The 14,447-nt window shown below is 74.2% G+C and carries 18 protein-coding genes and 1 pseudogene; 16 read left to right on the plus strand and 3 right to left on the minus strand.

The window, feature by feature from the left end:
* Window positions 1–4: 4 nt before the first annotated feature.
* The 5 genes and pseudogenes from AC6H2I_RS27845 to AC6H2I_RS27865 all read left to right on the plus strand — a co-directional run.
* A complete protein-coding gene (locus AC6H2I_RS27845; protein ID WP_497504037.1) occupies window positions 5–946 on the plus strand; it encodes a 2-hydroxyacid dehydrogenase in 942 nt (313 codons plus the stop codon).
* On the plus strand, window positions 946–1,611 hold the full coding sequence (locus tag AC6H2I_RS27850) for an HAD family hydrolase (protein WP_497504038.1): 666 nt from the start codon (window positions 946–948) through the stop codon (window positions 1,609–1,611). Before AC6H2I_RS27845 ends, AC6H2I_RS27850 begins: the two co-directional genes overlap by 1 nt.
* Before the next feature lie 69 nt (window positions 1,612–1,680).
* A complete protein-coding gene (locus tag AC6H2I_RS27855) occupies window positions 1,681–2,115 on the plus strand; it encodes a hypothetical protein (protein WP_497504039.1) in 435 nt (144 codons plus the stop codon).
* Window positions 2,116–2,149: 34 nt separating this feature from the next.
* Window positions 2,150–2,701 (plus strand): cytochrome b, encoded by a 552-nt coding sequence (locus tag AC6H2I_RS27860; protein ID WP_497504040.1) that lies wholly within the window; start codon window positions 2,150–2,152, stop codon window positions 2,699–2,701.
* A gap of 101 nt (window positions 2,702–2,802) precedes the next feature.
* Window positions 2,803–3,285: pseudogene (locus AC6H2I_RS27865) on the plus strand (MlaA family lipoprotein); the annotation flags it as partial.
* A gap of 56 nt (window positions 3,286–3,341) precedes the next feature.
* Here AC6H2I_RS27865 and AC6H2I_RS27870 read toward each other — a convergent pair.
* Genes AC6H2I_RS27870 through AC6H2I_RS27880 form a run of 3 tightly spaced genes read right to left on the minus strand, consistent with a single transcriptional unit; the run spans window position 3,342 to window position 5,824 of the window.
* On the minus strand, window positions 3,342–4,733 hold the full coding sequence (locus AC6H2I_RS27870; RefSeq protein ID WP_497504041.1) for an ATP-binding protein: 1,392 nt from the start codon (window positions 4,731–4,733) through the stop codon (window positions 3,342–3,344).
* The gene (locus tag AC6H2I_RS27875; RefSeq protein WP_497504042.1) at window positions 4,730–5,389 is read right to left on the minus strand and encodes a response regulator transcription factor; all 660 of its coding nucleotides are present in this window, start codon (window positions 5,387–5,389) and stop codon (window positions 4,730–4,732) included. The genes AC6H2I_RS27870 and AC6H2I_RS27875 overlap by 4 nt, the downstream gene beginning before the upstream one ends.
* A gap of 3 nt (window positions 5,390–5,392) precedes the next feature.
* On the minus strand, window positions 5,393–5,824 hold the full coding sequence (locus AC6H2I_RS27880; protein ID WP_497504043.1) for a PepSY domain-containing protein: 432 nt from the start codon (window positions 5,822–5,824) through the stop codon (window positions 5,393–5,395).
* Window positions 5,825–5,843: 19 nt separating this feature from the next.
* Between AC6H2I_RS27880 and AC6H2I_RS27885 the strand changes: the two genes are divergently transcribed.
* The 11 genes from AC6H2I_RS27885 to AC6H2I_RS27935 all read left to right on the plus strand — a co-directional run.
* Window positions 5,844–6,032: a hypothetical protein gene (locus AC6H2I_RS27885; protein WP_497504044.1), complete on the plus strand. Its 189-nt coding sequence runs from the start codon at window positions 5,844–5,846 to the stop codon at window positions 6,030–6,032.
* Between the two features lie 21 nt (window positions 6,033–6,053).
* Window positions 6,054–6,557, plus strand: coding sequence for a hypothetical protein (locus AC6H2I_RS27890; RefSeq protein ID WP_497504046.1), 504 nt, complete (start codon window positions 6,054–6,056; stop codon window positions 6,555–6,557).
* A complete protein-coding gene (locus tag AC6H2I_RS27895) occupies window positions 6,554–7,000 on the plus strand; it encodes a DUF1924 domain-containing protein (protein WP_497504047.1) in 447 nt (148 codons plus the stop codon). Before AC6H2I_RS27890 ends, AC6H2I_RS27895 begins: the two co-directional genes overlap by 4 nt.
* Before the next feature lie 11 nt (window positions 7,001–7,011).
* Window positions 7,012–7,461, plus strand: a complete 450-nt coding sequence (locus tag AC6H2I_RS27900; protein ID WP_497504048.1) for a cytochrome C — start codon at window positions 7,012–7,014, stop codon at window positions 7,459–7,461.
* Between the two features lie 114 nt (window positions 7,462–7,575).
* The gene (napE, locus tag AC6H2I_RS27905; RefSeq protein WP_497504049.1) at window positions 7,576–7,764 is read left to right on the plus strand and encodes a periplasmic nitrate reductase, NapE protein; all 189 of its coding nucleotides are present in this window, start codon (window positions 7,576–7,578) and stop codon (window positions 7,762–7,764) included.
* 8 nt (window positions 7,765–7,772) lie between these two features.
* Window positions 7,773–8,333, plus strand: coding sequence for a ferredoxin-type protein NapF (gene napF / locus AC6H2I_RS27910; protein ID WP_497504050.1), 561 nt, complete (start codon window positions 7,773–7,775; stop codon window positions 8,331–8,333).
* Window positions 8,297–8,572: a chaperone NapD gene (locus tag AC6H2I_RS27915; RefSeq protein WP_497504051.1), complete on the plus strand. Its 276-nt coding sequence runs from the start codon at window positions 8,297–8,299 to the stop codon at window positions 8,570–8,572. The genes napF and AC6H2I_RS27915 overlap by 37 nt, the downstream gene beginning before the upstream one ends.
* On the plus strand, window positions 8,566–11,058 hold the full coding sequence (napA, locus tag AC6H2I_RS27920) for a nitrate reductase catalytic subunit NapA (RefSeq protein ID WP_497504052.1): 2,493 nt from the start codon (window positions 8,566–8,568) through the stop codon (window positions 11,056–11,058). The genes AC6H2I_RS27915 and napA overlap by 7 nt, the downstream gene beginning before the upstream one ends.
* A gap of 14 nt (window positions 11,059–11,072) precedes the next feature.
* The gene (locus tag AC6H2I_RS27925; RefSeq protein WP_497504053.1) at window positions 11,073–11,564 is read left to right on the plus strand and encodes a nitrate reductase cytochrome c-type subunit; all 492 of its coding nucleotides are present in this window, start codon (window positions 11,073–11,075) and stop codon (window positions 11,562–11,564) included.
* Window positions 11,561–12,175 (plus strand): NapC/NirT family cytochrome c, encoded by a 615-nt coding sequence (locus AC6H2I_RS27930; protein WP_497504054.1) that lies wholly within the window; start codon window positions 11,561–11,563, stop codon window positions 12,173–12,175. The genes AC6H2I_RS27925 and AC6H2I_RS27930 overlap by 4 nt, the downstream gene beginning before the upstream one ends.
* A gap of 300 nt (window positions 12,176–12,475) precedes the next feature.
* Window positions 12,476–14,447: tetratricopeptide repeat protein (locus AC6H2I_RS27935; RefSeq protein WP_497504055.1), on the plus strand; the 1,972-nt coding region annotated here is incomplete at its 3' end.

Genomic DNA, 14,447 nt, shown 5'->3' on the forward strand with positions numbered 1-14,447 from the left:
ATCCATGAAACCCGACCTCCTCCTCGTCGAACCGATGATGCCCGCCATGGAGGCGGCGCTGGACGCCGCCTACACGGTGCACCGCCTGCCCCCCGCCGGGGAGGCGCGGGACGCCTTGCTGGCCGGGGTGGCGCCCCGGGTGCGGGCGGTGGTGACCGGCGGCGGCACCGGCGTGCGCAACGAGGTGGTGAACGCCCTGCCGGGCCTCGGCATCATCGCCGTGTTCGGCGTCGGCACCGACGCGGTCGACCTGGAGAACGCCCGGTCCCGCGGCGTGCGCGTCTCCAACACCCCCGGCGTGCTGACCGAGGACGTGGCCGACATGGCCATCGGCCTGATGATCATGACCCTGCGCCGGCTCGCCCAGGGCGACCGCTTCGTGCGCGCCGGGCGCTGGCCGTCCGGCGGCATGCCGCTGGCCCGCAAGGTGACCGGCAAGCGCCTCGGCATCCTCGGCATGGGCCGCATCGGCCGCGCCATCGCCGACCGCGCCACCGCCTTCGGCATGGACATCGCCTACACCAACCGCAACCCGCTGGCGGACGCGCCGTGGCCCCACGTCGGCGACCCGGTGGCGCTGGCGCGGCGCAGCGACGTGCTGGTGGTGGCCGCCGCGGCCGGCCCGTCGACCCGCAACCTGGTGGGCCGCGCCGTGCTGGACGCCCTGGGGCCGGAGGGGGTGCTGGTCAACGTCGCCCGCGGCAGCGTGGTCGACGAGCCGGAGCTGGTGGCGGCCCTGGTCGAGGGCCGGCTGGGCGGCGCCGGCCTCGACGTGTTCGCCGACGAACCAAGGGTGCCCGAGGCCCTGTTCGGCCTGGACAGCGTGGTGCTGGCCCCGCACCAGGCCAGCGCCACGGTGGAGACCCGCGCCGCCATGGGCGACCTGGTGCTGGCCAACCTGGAGGCGTTCTTCGCCGGTCGCGACCTGCCGACCGGGGTGGTGTGATGGCGCCGCCGCGCCGCGCCGGAGCCTACGACGCGGTCATCTTCGACTTCGACGGGGTCATCGTCGACAGCGCGCGGCTGAAGATCGACGCCTTCACCACCCTCTACCAGCCGCACGGGCCGGCGGTGGTGGCGGCCGTCGCCGCCTACCAGCGGGTCCATGGCGGCGTGTCGCGCGTCGCCAAGTTCCGCCATTTCGAGGAGACGCTGCTGGGCCGGCCGCTGACGGAGCAGCGCGCGGCGGAGCTGTCGGTGCGCTACAACGCCCTGGTGGAGGAGGCGGTGGTCGCCGCGCCCGCCGTAGCCGGGGCGCAGCAGGCGCTGCGGGCGCTGGCCGGAACCCTGCCCCTGTTCGTGGCGTCCGGCACGCCGGAGGACGAGCTGGAGCGCATCGTGCGGCGGCGCGGCCTGGCCGCGGTCTTCACCGCGGTGTGCGGCGCGCCGCGCGCGAAGGACGAGCTGGTCGGGGCCATCGTCGCCGGCCACGGGCTGACGGCGGCGCGCACCTTGATGGTGGGCGACGCCATCACCGACCACGCCGCCGCCGCCGCCCACGGCCTGCCGTTCCTCGGCGTCGTGCCGGCGGGGGAGGAGAGCCCGTTCCCCGCGGGAACGCCCACCGTTCCCGACCTGGAGGGGCTGGCGGAGCGGGTGCTGGCGGATTGACGCATCCGGTTCCCGCCGGTGCGCGCGGCGGTGTAGGATGGGCGCTCGCGGCCACGCTGGGGGGCGGCCATGGGCCCATTCACCGACGTGCGGATCCTCCGGCGCGGCCGTGGCACCGGCCGTGGCGGCGACACGCTGGCACGGCGGCTGCGGGCGCTGCGCCGGCTCGTGGCCCGCCGGCCGTTTCCGGTGGCCGCGGTGTGCGGCCTGGCCGGCCGGGTCGGCGAGCAGGCCCGCCACGCCGGGCGCAACGGCATCGCCGCCATCGCCGACCAGCTCGCCGCCGCCGCCGCGGTGGGGGCGGGCGGCGACCGGCGACTGGTCGCGGTGCTGGCCCTGCACGTCGACGCCATGGCCGTCGTCAAGACCCGCCGCGACGCCGGCGACCTGCAGGGTGAGGCGGTCGCCGGGCGCCTCCTCGCCGCCGGGCTGGCCGGGGCCATCGCCTGCCTGACGCCGCATCCCTCCCGTTCATCGCCGGTTCAGCCGGCGCGGCGTAGGTGAATGGCGATCGTCAACCCGTCGGGAGTCCTGCCCCGTGACCGAGAAGAACCGATACGACCTGGGCTTCCAGGCCCTGCACTGGGGGATGGCGCTGGTCATCCTCGCCGCCTGGCTGATCCCGTCCCTGGCGGAGGACCTGCCGCGCGGCCCGGAGCGTCTGGAGTTGATGGCGCTGCACAAATCCCTGGGTGTCACCCTGCTGGCGCTGCTGGTGCTGCGCGTCGTCTGGCGCGCCGTCAACCCGCCGCCGGCGCCGTCGCCGCGCATCACGCCGTGGATGCACCGCGCCGCCGCCGCCGGCCATCTCGTGCTCTACGCCGTGATGCTGGCGCTGCCGGTGGTCGGCGTGCTGATGAGCCAGGCCAAGGGGCAGCCGGTGGTCGCCTGGGGCGCCTTCCCCCTGCCGACCCTGCTGGCGCAGGACCGCGACCTCGGCCACACCCTGGAAGAGGTGCACGAGGTGCTCGGCAATGCCATCCTGGTGCTGGCCGGGCTGCACGCCGCGGCCGCGCTGCTCCACCAGTACGTCCTCAAGGACGGCGTCCTGGCCCGCATGCTGCCCTGGGAGACGAAGCCGCAGACATGACCACCGCCCCCCTCCGCAACAGCCTCCTGGCCGCCGCGCTGCTGTTCGCCGGCGCGGCGGAGGCGCACGCCGCCGACCCGCTGGAGCCCTTCAACCGCGCCATGTTCGCCGTCAACACGGCGGTGGTGCGCCACGTCATCGATCCCACCGTGGCGGCCGTCGCACCCTGGCTGCCGGGACCGGTGGTGACGGGGCTCGGCAACGCCTACGCCAACCTCACCGAGATCGAGTTCATCCTCAACAACGCCCTGGTCGGCGACCTGGCCGGCGTCGGCACCTCGGCGGCGCGCTTCGCCGTCAACTCCACGGTCGGCCTCGCCGGGCTGTTCGACGCCGCCGCCGCCGCCGGGCTGCACCGCACCGAGCGCGACTTCGGCGAATCCCTGTGCCGCACCGGCCTGCCGGCCGGGCCCTACGTGGTGCTGCCGCTGGTCGGCTCCGCCAGCGTGTTCAACGCCGCCGCCCTCGCCGGCGCCGTGGCGCTCGAGGTCTACGCGCTCAGCTTCATCTCCACCACGCTGGCCATGGCCGACTTCATCATCATCGACCTGGGCGGCTCGGCCTCGGCGCTGCGCTACTCCGTCGACGTCACCGCCGCGTCGGCCGACCCCTACGCCGCCAAGCGCGACGAGTACCTCGCCTATCTCGACGCCGCCTGCGGTCCCGGCGTGGCGGCCGCGCCGGAGACGGCCGCCGGCAGGGTCAGGGTCGCCGTCAGACCGCCCATGGAGGAATCCCCCAGGGTCAGCGCACCGCCGTAAAGCCCGGCGAGGTCGGTCACGACCGCCAGCCCCAGCCCGGTTCCCGGCACCGCCTCGTCGAGGCGCACGCCGGGGGCGAGCACCGCACGCCGGCGCGCCGCCGGCAGCCCGGGGCCGTCGTCCTCCACGGCGAGGACGAGGCGGTCGTCACCGTCGGCCCGCACCCGCACCCGCACCCGGCCGCGCGCCCATTTGCAGGCGTTGTCCATCAGGTTGCCCAGCATCTCCTCGAGGTCCTGGCGCTCGCCGGCGAAGGCGAGGCCGGGGGCGGCGTCGATGGCCATGGCGAGGTCGCGGTCGGCGTGCAGGCGGCCCAGGGTGCGGGCCAGGCGGTCGAGGGTGGGGGCGATCTCGGTGCGCACGCCGGGCACGCCATGGGCGGCGGCGGCGCGGGCGCGGGCCATGTGGTGGTCGATGGCGCGGGTCATCCGCTCCACCTGGCGCAGCAGGCGCTCCACCCCGGCGGGGGCGAGGTCGCGGGCGTCGTTGGCCAGCACGGCGAGGTCGGTCTTGAGCGCGTGGGCGAGGTTGCCGGCCTGGAGGCGGGCGCGGGCCACCACCGCCCCCTCGTGGTCGAGCACGGCGTTGAGGTCGGCGGCCAGCGGCCGGACCTCCGCCGGCACGTCGTCGGACAGGCGGCGGCGGCGCCCGGCCCGGATGGCCGACAGCTCGCGCCGCAGCCGGGCCAGCGGCCGCAGGCCGACCGCCACCTGGACGGTGGCCGCGCCGATCAGCGCCACCCCCAGGACCACGAGCGACAGGGCCAGCGTGCGGTCGAAGGCGGCCTCCGCCGCGGCCGCCTCCGCCTCGTCGCCGGCCACCACCAGGCGCACCGGGGCACCGGCATCGGGCAGCAGCACGGTGCGCTCCAGCGCCAGCAGGGCCTGGCCGCCCGGTCCGGCGATCGGGTGGCGGTGCAGCTCGCCGTCGGCCAGGGCGTCGGGCGGCAGCGTCAGGGTGGCGTCCCACAGGGAGCGCGAGCGCAGCGCCACGCCGCCGCCGGCCCCCTCGACCTGCCAGTAGAGACCGGACAGCGGCCGGCGGAAGCGCGGATCGCTCAACGGCCGGGGCAGGGCGGGGGCGCCGTCGCCGCCCGGTTCCAGCCCGGCGGCGAGCTGGTCCAGGTGGGTGGCGAGTTCGGCGGCGAAGCGGGCCTGCACGTGGTCGTGGAACAGGTCGGACAGCACGCCGCCGGCCAGGGTCAGGGCCAGGGTGATCCACACCGCCGCCCCGGCCAGCAGGCGGAAGCGCAGGGAGCCCGGCGGCCTCACGGCTCCTCGCAGCGGTAGCCCTGGCCGCGCACGGTGTGGATGATGGCGGCCCCCAGCTTGCGGCGCAGGCGGCCGACGAAGACCTCGATGGTGTTGCTGTCGCGGTCGAAGTCCTGGGCGTAGACGTGCTCGGTCAGTTCGCCGCGCGACACCACCTGCCCCTTGCGGTGCATCAGGTAGGACAGCACCCGGTATTCGTAGCCGGTCAGCTCCACCTCGCGGCCGGCGACGGTGACGCGGCCGGCGCGGGTGTCGAGGCGCACCGGCCCGCAGGCGATCTCGGCCGACGCGAAGCCCTTGGCGCGGCGGATCACGGCGCGGATGCGGGCCAGCAGCTCCTCCGGGCTGAAGGGCTTGGCGAGGTAGTCGTCGGCGCCGGCGTCGATGCCCTCCACCTTGTCGTGCCAGTCGCCGCGGGCGGTGAGGATCAGCACCGGCACGGTGATGCCGTCGCGCCGCCAGCCGCGCAGCACCGTCAGCCCGTCCACCTTGGGCAGGCCGAGGTCCAGAACGATGGCGTCGTAGGGCTCGCTCGCCCCGAGGAAGCCGCCGTCCTCGCCGTCGCGGGCGCGGTCGACGGCGTAGCCCTCGCGCTCCAGCCGCCGGACCAGCTGGCCGCCCAGCTCGGCGTCGTCCTCCACCACCAGAACCCGCATGGCTCACCTGCACTTCCTGTGATGGCCGCGGCCATGGGTGGCCAGCAGGTCGCCGGTCTCGGCATCGTAGACCAGCTTCACGATGCGGCCGCCCGGCATCAGCATCTTCACCTCGTAGATCAGCGGGGCGGCGGCGCCTCCGACCGGCGGCCCGGGGCCGTGGCGGGGGCAGCGGCGCCCTCCGGGGCGGTCGTCCTCGTCCCCGTCCTCGATCTCGACGTCGAGCACGGTGCCCCCGGTGGCCGCCTCGGCGCGGGCGACGATGGCCTCCAGCGGCAGCACCCGGCCGGCCCGCAGGGCGGCGCGGGCGCGCTCGTGGTCCTCCCGCTCGTCGCCGTCCCCGTCGGCCCGGCACGGCACCGCCACCACCGCCGGTGCCAGCACGGCGGCGGCGGCAAGCAGGACGGCAACGGCGGGCGGGCGGGCGGGAACCATGGTGGGAGCCTAGCCGGGGATGCCTGAACGGACGCTGAACGGCCGGCTCAGCCGCCGTTCAGGCGGTGGCGATCATAGTGCCGATCGTCGTTCCAAGGCCAACCCCCGAGGGAGGTGTCCCATGCTCCGCACCATGCTGCTGCACACGCTGGCCGCCGCGCTGCTGACCGCCGGCGCCGCCGCCTCCTGGCAGGCGTGGCTCTCCTGACCGTCACCGAAGGACCGTCCCATGTCCACCCGCAAGCCCACCACGGCCGAGACGGCGTCCCTGCTGGCGTTCCACGCCGTGCTCTCCGGCGCCGTCCTGGTCGCCTACCTCAGCGGCGACGAGGACACCTACGGCATGCACGTGTTCTCCGGCTACGCCGTGCTGGCGGCGCTGGCGGTGCGCGCGCTGGCCGGGCTGCTGGCACCGGCGGGCGCGCCGCTGGCCCTGCCGCGGCCGCGCCTGCGCCCCGTCGGCGCGTGGCTGGCCGGCGTGCTGTCCGGCGACCCGGCGGCGCGGCGCGCCCGCAGCCCGCTGCTGCCCTGGATGGCGGCGGCGCTGCTGACCGGCCTGTCCGCCGCCGCGCTGAGCGGTGCGGTCGCCGACCAGGTGGTGCCCCTGGAGCGCCTGCACGAGACGCTGGCCAACGCGACCCCGGTGCTGGTGATCGCCCACGTCGCCCTGGTGCTGGCCCTGCACGGGCTGAAGCACCGCTCCCTGTCCCGTTCCCAAGGAGTGTCCACATGACCGCCCTGTCCCGGCGCGCCGCCCCGGTCGCCGCGCTTCTTGCCCTCCTCCCCCTGGCCGCCGCCCTGGCGTCCCCCGCCCTGGCCGAGGACCCGCGCGAGCGCCTGCTCGCCGCCTACGCCGGGCAGGCCCGCGCCGCGGAGCCCGGCTTCGCCGGCTTCGCCGCGGCGCGTGGCCGGGCGCTCTACCTGGGCCCCCACGCCGGCGGCAAGCCGGAGACCCCGGCCTGCGCCACCTGCCACACCCCGGACCCCAGGGCGCAGGGCCGCCACGAACGGACCGGGCGGGCGATCCGGCCCATGGCGGTGTCGGCCAACCCGGACCGCTTCACCGACGCCGCCGACGTGGAGAAGCGCTTCTCCCGCGACTGCCCCGCCGTCCTGGGCCGCCCCTGCACCGCTGGCGAAAAGGGCGATTTCATCACCTGGCTGGCCGGACAATGAGGAGCCGCCCCATGCGCCCGACCGCATCATCCCCCCTGGTTGCCGCCCTGGCCGCCGCCCTGCTGCTGGCGTCGGCACGCTCTCCCGCCCTGGCCTCCGGGCCGGAGCGGGTGCCGCCGGTGACCCACGCCGCCACCGCGAAGGAATGCGGCGAGTGCCACATGGCCTTCCCGCCCGGCCTGCTGCCGGCCGGGAGCTGGACCCGCATCATGGACGGCCTGTCCGACCATTTCGGCGAGGACGCCAGCCTGCCGGCGGAGCCCGCCGCCGCCATCCGCGCCTATCTCACCGGCCACGCCGGCGGTGGCGACGGCCGCCTGCTGCGCATCACCGAGCAGGGCTGGTTCCAGCGCGAGCACCGCTTCCGGGCCGACGTGTGGGCACGCCCCGACATCCGCTCCAAGGCCAACTGCGAGGCCTGCCACCGGGGAGCCGCGAGCGGGCTCTTCGGCGACGAGTGACGGCCGCCGCTTTCTGTTTCCGGTACGCACAATCCGCTTATGGTTGCACATTCGCGCGCCATCTGCACATTGTTTGGGTCAGACAGCCGTCACCGTCCTCCGGGAGACGCTCCCATGACCGACGACAGCCACCGCGCCGCGCCCCTCGACCCGCCGGCGACCCGGGGCCGCGAGATCCTGGCGTTCCTCTTCCTCTCCGTGCTGATCTGGCCCTTCGTGGCGGTCGCCGTGGTCGGCGGTTACGGATTCCTGGTCTGGATGTACCAGATCATCGTCGGACCCCCCGGGCCGCCGCCGGTGTGAGGCGCACCATGGCCCCGGCCATGGACCCCGCCCGCCGCGGCCTGCTGCGCGGCCGCCTGCGGCCCGGACCGCCGCCCCTGCGCCCGCCGTGGACCGACGAGGCGGCGGTGACGGAGCGCTGCACCCGCTGCGGGGCCTGCGCCGCGGCCTGTCCGGAAGGGATCATCGCCGGCGGCGACGGCGGCTTTCCCGTGATCGATCCGCGCCGCGGCGGATGCACCTTCTGCGCCGCCTGCGCCGCGGCCTGCCCGGAGCCGGTGTTCGCCGCCGTCGCCGGCCGCCCGTGGACCCTGGTCGCGGTGGTCGGCCCCGGCTGTCTGGCCGGCCACGGCGTGGTCTGCCAGAGCTGCCGCGACGCCTGCGAGCCCCGCGCCATCGCGTTCCCGCGCACCGGCCGGCCCGGCCGGCCGCACCTCGACCCCGCCGCCTGCACCGGTTGCGGCGGGTGTGTCGCGCCGTGTCCGGCCGACGCCATCACCCTGGCCCGGCCCACCGCGTCCGACCCCGCCCGCACCGAACAGGGAGACCCGCCATGGCCGACGCCCCGGAATGGCACATCGCCAGCCTGATCGTGCACGCGCTGCCCGACCGCATGGAGGCGGTCCGCCGGTGCGTCGCCGCCCATCCCGGTGCGGAGATCCACGCCGAGGCGCCCGGCCGCCTGGTGGTGGTGCTGGAGGCACCCGACGCCGCCACCCTGGCCGACGGCATGACGGCGCTGGGCCGTCTCGACCACGTCATGGCCGCCACCCTGGTCTTCCACCAGATCGACACCACCCCCGCCGAGGAGGAGACGTGCCCATGCTGACCCGCCGCGACTACCTCAAATCCAAGGCCGCCGCCACCGCCATGGCCGCCGCCGGCATGACCGCCCCGGCGGCGGCCCAGACGCCCCTGGTCGCCGGCGAGGAGGCGGCCCTGGACTGGAACAAGGCGCCCTGCCGGTTCTGCGGCACCGGCTGCGGCGTCATGGTCGGCGTCAAGGAGGGCCGGGTGGTCGCCACCCACGGCGACATGCAGCACGAGGTCAACCGCGGCCTCAACTGCGTGAAGGGCTATTTCCTGTCCAAGATCATGTACGGCGAGGACCGCCTGACCCGGCCGCTGCTGCGCAAGACCAACGGCGTCTACGCCAAGGACGGCGCGTTCGAGCCGGTGTCGTGGGACGAGGCGTTCGACGTCATGGCCGCGCAGTGGAAGCGGACCCTGAAGGAGAAGGGGCCGAGCGCGGTCGGCATGTTCGGGTCGGGCCAGTGGACGATCTGGGAGGGCTACGCCGCCCAGAAGCTGATGAAGGGCGGCTTCCGCTCCAACAACCTGGATCCCAACGCCCGCCACTGCATGGCGTCCGCCGCGGTCGCCTTCATCCGCACCTTCGGCATCGACGAGCCGATGGGCTGCTACGACGACATCGAAGAGGCCGACGCCTTCGTGCTGTGGGGCTCCAACATGGCGGAGATGCACCCCATCCTGTGGACCCGGGTGTCGGACCGCCGCATCAGCGCCCCCCACGTCCAGGTCGCCGTGCTCTCCACCTTCGAGCACCGCAGCTTCGACCTGGCCGACCTCGGCATGGTGTTCCGTCCCGGCACCGACCTCGCCATCCTCAACTTCATCGCCAACCACATCGTCCAGACCGGCCGCGTCGACCGGGGGTTCCTGGAGCGCCACTGCACCCTCCACCAGGGCAACACCGACATCGGCTACGGCCTGCGGCCCGAGCACGCGCTGGAGATGCGGGCCACCCACGCCCGCGACGCCGGCGGCTCCACCCCCATCGACTTCGAGGCGTACGCGGCCCAGCTCGCCCCCTACACCCTGGACCACGTGCACGGGCTGACCGGCGTGCCGCGCGAGCGGCTGATGGCGCTGGCCGAGCTGTACGCCGATCCCGACCGCAAGGTCGTGTCGTTCTGGACCATGGGCTTCAACCAGCATGTGCGCGGCGTGTGGTGCAACCACCTGGTCACCAACCTGCACCTGCTGACCGGCAAGATCTCCACGCCCGGCTCCGGCCCGTTCTCGCTGACCGGCCAGCCCTCGGCCTGCGGCACGGCGCGCGAGGTCGGCACCTTCGCCCACCGCCTGCCCGCCGACATGGTGGTGACCAACCCCGCGCACCGCAAGACGGTGGAGACGGCGTGGCGGGTGCCGCCCGGCACCATCCCGGAGACGCCCGGCTACCACGCCGTCCTGATGGACCGCATGCTCAAGGACGGCAAGCTCAACTGCTTCTGGGTGCAGTGCAACAACAACCTCCAGGCCGCCCCCAACACCGCCCACGAGACCTATCCCGGCTACCGCAACCCCGACAACTTCATCGTCGTCTCCGACGCCTACCCCACGGTGACGGCGCTGGCCGCCGACCTGATCCTGCCCGTCGCCATGTGGGTGGAGAAGGAGGGGGCGTATGGCAACGCCGAGCGGCGCACCCATTTCTGGCACCAGCTGGTCGACGCCCCGGGGGAGTCGCGCTCCGACCTGTGGCAGGTGGCGGAGTTCGCCAAGCGCTTCACCACCGACGAGGTGTGGCCGGCCGAACTGCTGGACGCCAACCCGGCGTTCCGCGGCCGCACCCTGTTCGACGTGCTGTTCCGCAACGGCGCGGTCGACCGCTTCCCGCTGGCCGACCGGGAGGAGGGCTACGCCAACGACGAGGCCGACCATTTCGGCTTCTACATCCAGAAGGGCCTGTTCGAGGAGTACGCGGCCTTCGGGCGCGGCCACGGCCACGACCTCGGCCCCTTCGACCTCTACCACGCGGTGCGCGGCCTGCGCTGGCCGGTGGTGGAGGGGGAGGAGACGCGCTGGCGCTTCCGCGAGGGCCACGACCCGTACGTGCCCGCCGGCAGCGACGTGCGATTCTACGGCAACCCCGACGGCAAGGCCAAGGTGTTCGCGTTCCCCTACGAGCCGCCGGCCGAGAGCCCGGATGCGGAGTTCGACCTGTGGCTGGTGACCGGCCGCGTGCTGGAGCACTGGCACTCCGGCTCGATGACCGGGCGGGTGCCGGAGCTCTACCGCGCCTTCCCCAACGCGGTGGTGTTCATGCACCCCGACGACGCGCGCGAGCGCAAGCTGCGCCGCGGCTCGGAGGTGCGGGTGCGCTCGCGCCGTGGCGAGATCCGCACCCGGGTGGAGACCCGCGGGCGCAACCGGCCGCCGCGCGGCGTGGTGTTCGTGCCATGGTTCGACAGCAGCCAGCTCATCAACAAGTGCACCCTGGACGCCACCGACCCGATCTCCAAGCAGACGGACTTCAAGAAATGCGCCGTGCGCGTGCAGGCGGTCTAAGGGGAGGCCAGGCCATGGGAAAAACCACTCTGGCGGCCCTCGCCGCCCTGGCGTTGCTGGTGCCGGCGCTGCTGGTGCCCGCGGTGCTCCAGGCCCAGATGCCGGAGGAGTCGCCGTTCCGCCCGCCGGTGACCTTCACCGACGAGCCCGCGGCCCCGCCGCTGTCCGACCGCGTGCCCGAGCGCGGTCGCATCCAGCGCAACTACCCCGAACAGCCGCCGGTGATCCCCCACGCCATCGCCGGCTACGAGCTGAACCTGCGCACCAACCGCTGCCTGACCTGCCACGCCCGCCAGTACTACACCGACGTGGACGCGCCGATGGTGAGCATCACCCACTACGTCGACCGCGCCGGCCAGACCCTCGGCGCGCTGGCGCCGCGGCGCTACTTCTGCACCCAGTGCCACGTGCCCCAGGCCGACGTCGACCCCCCGGTCGCCAACACCTATGTCGAGCTGGAGACCCTGGTCGAGCACGGCCGCGCGGCCGGGGCGGGGCGGCGATGAGGGGGCGGGCGTTCCCCCGCCGGTTCTGGCAGACCATCGCCCGCCCGGCCCGCCACCTCAGCCTGGGCGTGCTCACCCTGGGCGGCTTCTTCGCCGGGGTGGTCTTCTGGGGCGGCTTCAACACGGCGCTGGAGGCCACCAACACCGAGGCCTTCTGCGTGTCCTGCCACGAGATGCGCGACAATGTCTTCGAGGAGCTGAAGACGACGATCCACTACACCAACCGCTCCGGGGTGCGGACCACCTGCCCGGACTGCCACGTGCCCCATCAATGGACCGACAAGATCGCCCGCAAGATGCAGGCGTCGAAGGAGGTGTGGGGCCACCTGTTCGGCACCATCGACACCCGCGACGAGTTCCTGGCGATGCGCCGCGAGCTGGCCGAGCACGAGTGGGCGCGCCTGAAGGCCAACGACAGCCTGGAGTGCCGCAACTGCCACAGCGACGAGTCCATGGACATCACCCGCCAGAGCCCGCGCGCCGCGCGCGTCCACCAGGCGTACCTGTTCACCGGCGAGCGCACCTGCATCGACTGCCACAAGGGCATCGCCCACCACCTGCCCAGCATGGAGGGCGTGCCCCCCGGCTGGAGCGAGGCGGCCATGGAGTGACGGGAGGCGATCAGGGATACCCGCCTGCGCCCCCCCTTGAACCCTCTCCCCTCCGGGGAGAGGGTGGCCCGCAGGGCCGGTGAGGGGGGTGTGCACCGGCCGAACGCGCGGCCCACGCCGACCCCTCGCCCTGCCTCTTTCCCCGGAAGGGCGACGGAACCCGACCGCGGCCGCCCTGCGGAAGAGGCCGCCGTCCTCGACGGTCTTCCCGCGATCCGATATCCTTCCCCTGTCATGGCCACTTCTGGAAGAGCCTTCGCCCAGGCATACGGCTATGCAATGACGGAGAGGTGACGCGGCATGCAGGACATCCGCCAAAGCGGCCAGGGCAACACCGCCGTCCAGATCACCGGGGACGGCAACCGCGTCACCATCACCTGCGCTGGCGTCGTCCTCCTCCTCCAGGCCAAGCACGCCCAGCCGCAACGTCTGCGCTCCGACCTCGACCTGCTGCGCCCCGAAACCCGGCTGCTGGACCTGCTCGGCCGCGACGCCGCATGGGCGGATCTCACCGCGTGGCTGGCCGACCCGCGCCCGGTGCTGGCCCGCGCGGTGATCGGCCCGGCCGGCAGCGGCAAGACCCGGCTGGCCATCGAGCTGTGCGCCGACGCGGCGGCGCAGGGCTGGCGGGCCGGCTTCGTGTCCAGCGACGACCTCGCCGCCTTCGTCGCGGCGCAGCGCACCGCCGCGTGGCCGGTCGACGCGCCGGTGCTGGCGGTGGTCGACTACGCCGCGCGCCATGCCCGCGACCTCAACACCTGGCTGCACAGCCTCGCCCGCCTGCCGGAGGCGGAGCGGCCCCGCCTGCGCCTGCTGCTGCTGGAGCGCCACGCCGACTCCAACGAAGGCTGGTGGGCGGAGGTGCAGCGCCTCGCCGGCAGCGACGACGGCCTCTACGAGCTGCTGGATCCGCCGGACCCGCTGCCGCTGCCCGTGCTGAACGGGGTGGAGGACCGCCGCACCCTGTTGCGCGGGGTCATGGCGAAGTGGAGCGCCCACCATGGGGCTCCCGCCATCGCGCCCCCGGCCGCCGGCGAGGACGCCCATTTCGACACGCGCCTTGCCGATCCGGCGCTGGCGGCGGAGCCGCTGGCCCTGCTGATGGCCGGCCTCGTCGCCGCCCACCACGGGGAGCCGACGCTGCTGAGCCTGGGCCGGCTCGACCTCGCCCTGGAACTGGCCTGCTGGGAGCGCGACCGGCTGGCCCGGCTGGCCAGGGAACGGGGTGTCAACGAACGGTTGCTCCCCCATCTCGTCGCCTGCGTCACCCTGTGCCGCGGCGTCCGGCGGGAGGACCTGTGGGCATGGATCGACGCCGAACGGACGGCGCTGCGCTGCGAGGGCGGAGTCGACCGGGAGGTCGTCGCCACGGCGCTGCGCGACGTCCTGCCGCCCGCCGACGGCGAGGGCGCCCAACCGTTCACCGGCGTCCAGCCGGACATCGTTGGCGAGACGTTCGGCCTGCTGGTGCTGGCCGCCAACCGGGACCTCGACCAGGGGGCATTGATCGACCGGTGCCGCGCCCGAGCCCCCGCCCACACCGCCCAACACCTCGTCCTGACCATCCAGGACTTCGCCCGTCCCTCGCAGCCGTCACCACCCCGCGCGCGGCCGGAAGCGATGGTGCTGCCGCGCTGGCTCGGGGAAGGCAACCCGGCGCTGGCGTGGTTCGACCGGTTGCTGACCGGCATCGAGGACCTCGACCTTCTGACGGCCATCGCCGACCAGATGCCGGAGCACACGGTGATCCTGCGCGGGCGGCTGGCTGAGATCGAGACGCGCATCGCAGACCAATGGCGATCGCGCGCCAGTGCGGAGGCCGAAGAGTGGCCGCGGCGGGTCTTTGCCGCCGTTCTCAACAATCTGGCCAATCGCCTGAGTGATGTGGGCCGTCGGGAGGCCGCGCTCGCCGCCGCCGAGGAGGCGGTGACGATCCGGCGTGAGCTCGCGTTGTCGCGTCCCGATGCGTTCCGTCCCGATCTGGCCAGTTCCCTGAACAATCTGGCCAGTTTTCTCAGTGATTTGGGCCGTCGGGAGGCCGCGCTCGCGGCCGCCGAGGAGGCGGTGACGATCCGGCGTGAGCTCGCGTCGTCGCGTCCCGACGCGTTCCGTCCCGATCTGGCCATGTCCCTGAACAATCTGGCTAAGTTTCTCAGCGATGTGGGCCGTCGGGAGGCCGCGCTCGCGGCCGCCGAGGAGGCGGTGACGATCCGGCGTGAGCTCGCGTCGTCGCGTCCCGACGCGTTCCGTCCCGATCTGGCCATGTCCCTGA

This window comes from Azospirillum sp. NS33 (assembly GCF_059703765.1).

Coding starts and splice junctions, on each gene's coding strand:
- AC6H2I_RS27895 (WP_497504047.1), top strand. CDS start 6,554: ATGACCGCCCTGTCCCGGCGCGCCGCCCCGGTCGCCGCGCTTCTTGCC.
- napE (WP_497504049.1), top strand. CDS start 7,576: ATGACCGACGACAGCCACCGCGCCGCGCCCCTCGACCCGCCGGCGACC.
- AC6H2I_RS27855 (WP_497504039.1), top strand. CDS start 1,681: ATGGGCCCATTCACCGACGTGCGGATCCTCCGGCGCGGCCGTGGCACC.
- napF (WP_497504050.1), top strand. CDS start 7,773: ATGGCCCCGGCCATGGACCCCGCCCGCCGCGGCCTGCTGCGCGGCCGC.
- AC6H2I_RS27845 (WP_497504037.1), top strand. CDS start 5: ATGAAACCCGACCTCCTCCTCGTCGAACCGATGATGCCCGCCATGGAG.
- AC6H2I_RS27880 (WP_497504043.1), bottom strand. CDS start 5,824: ATGGTTCCCGCCCGCCCGCCCGCCGTTGCCGTCCTGCTTGCCGCCGCC.
- napA (WP_497504052.1), top strand. CDS start 8,566: ATGCTGACCCGCCGCGACTACCTCAAATCCAAGGCCGCCGCCACCGCC.
- AC6H2I_RS27875 (WP_497504042.1), bottom strand. CDS start 5,389: ATGCGGGTTCTGGTGGTGGAGGACGACGCCGAGCTGGGCGGCCAGCTG.
- AC6H2I_RS27925 (WP_497504053.1), top strand. CDS start 11,073: ATGGGAAAAACCACTCTGGCGGCCCTCGCCGCCCTGGCGTTGCTGGTG.
- AC6H2I_RS27930 (WP_497504054.1), top strand. CDS start 11,561: ATGAGGGGGCGGGCGTTCCCCCGCCGGTTCTGGCAGACCATCGCCCGC.
- AC6H2I_RS27890 (WP_497504046.1), top strand. CDS start 6,054: ATGTCCACCCGCAAGCCCACCACGGCCGAGACGGCGTCCCTGCTGGCG.
- AC6H2I_RS27900 (WP_497504048.1), top strand. CDS start 7,012: ATGCGCCCGACCGCATCATCCCCCCTGGTTGCCGCCCTGGCCGCCGCC.
- AC6H2I_RS27850 (WP_497504038.1), top strand. CDS start 946: ATGGCGCCGCCGCGCCGCGCCGGAGCCTACGACGCGGTCATCTTCGAC.
- AC6H2I_RS27885 (WP_497504044.1), top strand. CDS start 5,844: ATGCCTGAACGGACGCTGAACGGCCGGCTCAGCCGCCGTTCAGGCGGT.
- AC6H2I_RS27915 (WP_497504051.1), top strand. CDS start 8,297: ATGGCCGACGCCCCGGAATGGCACATCGCCAGCCTGATCGTGCACGCG.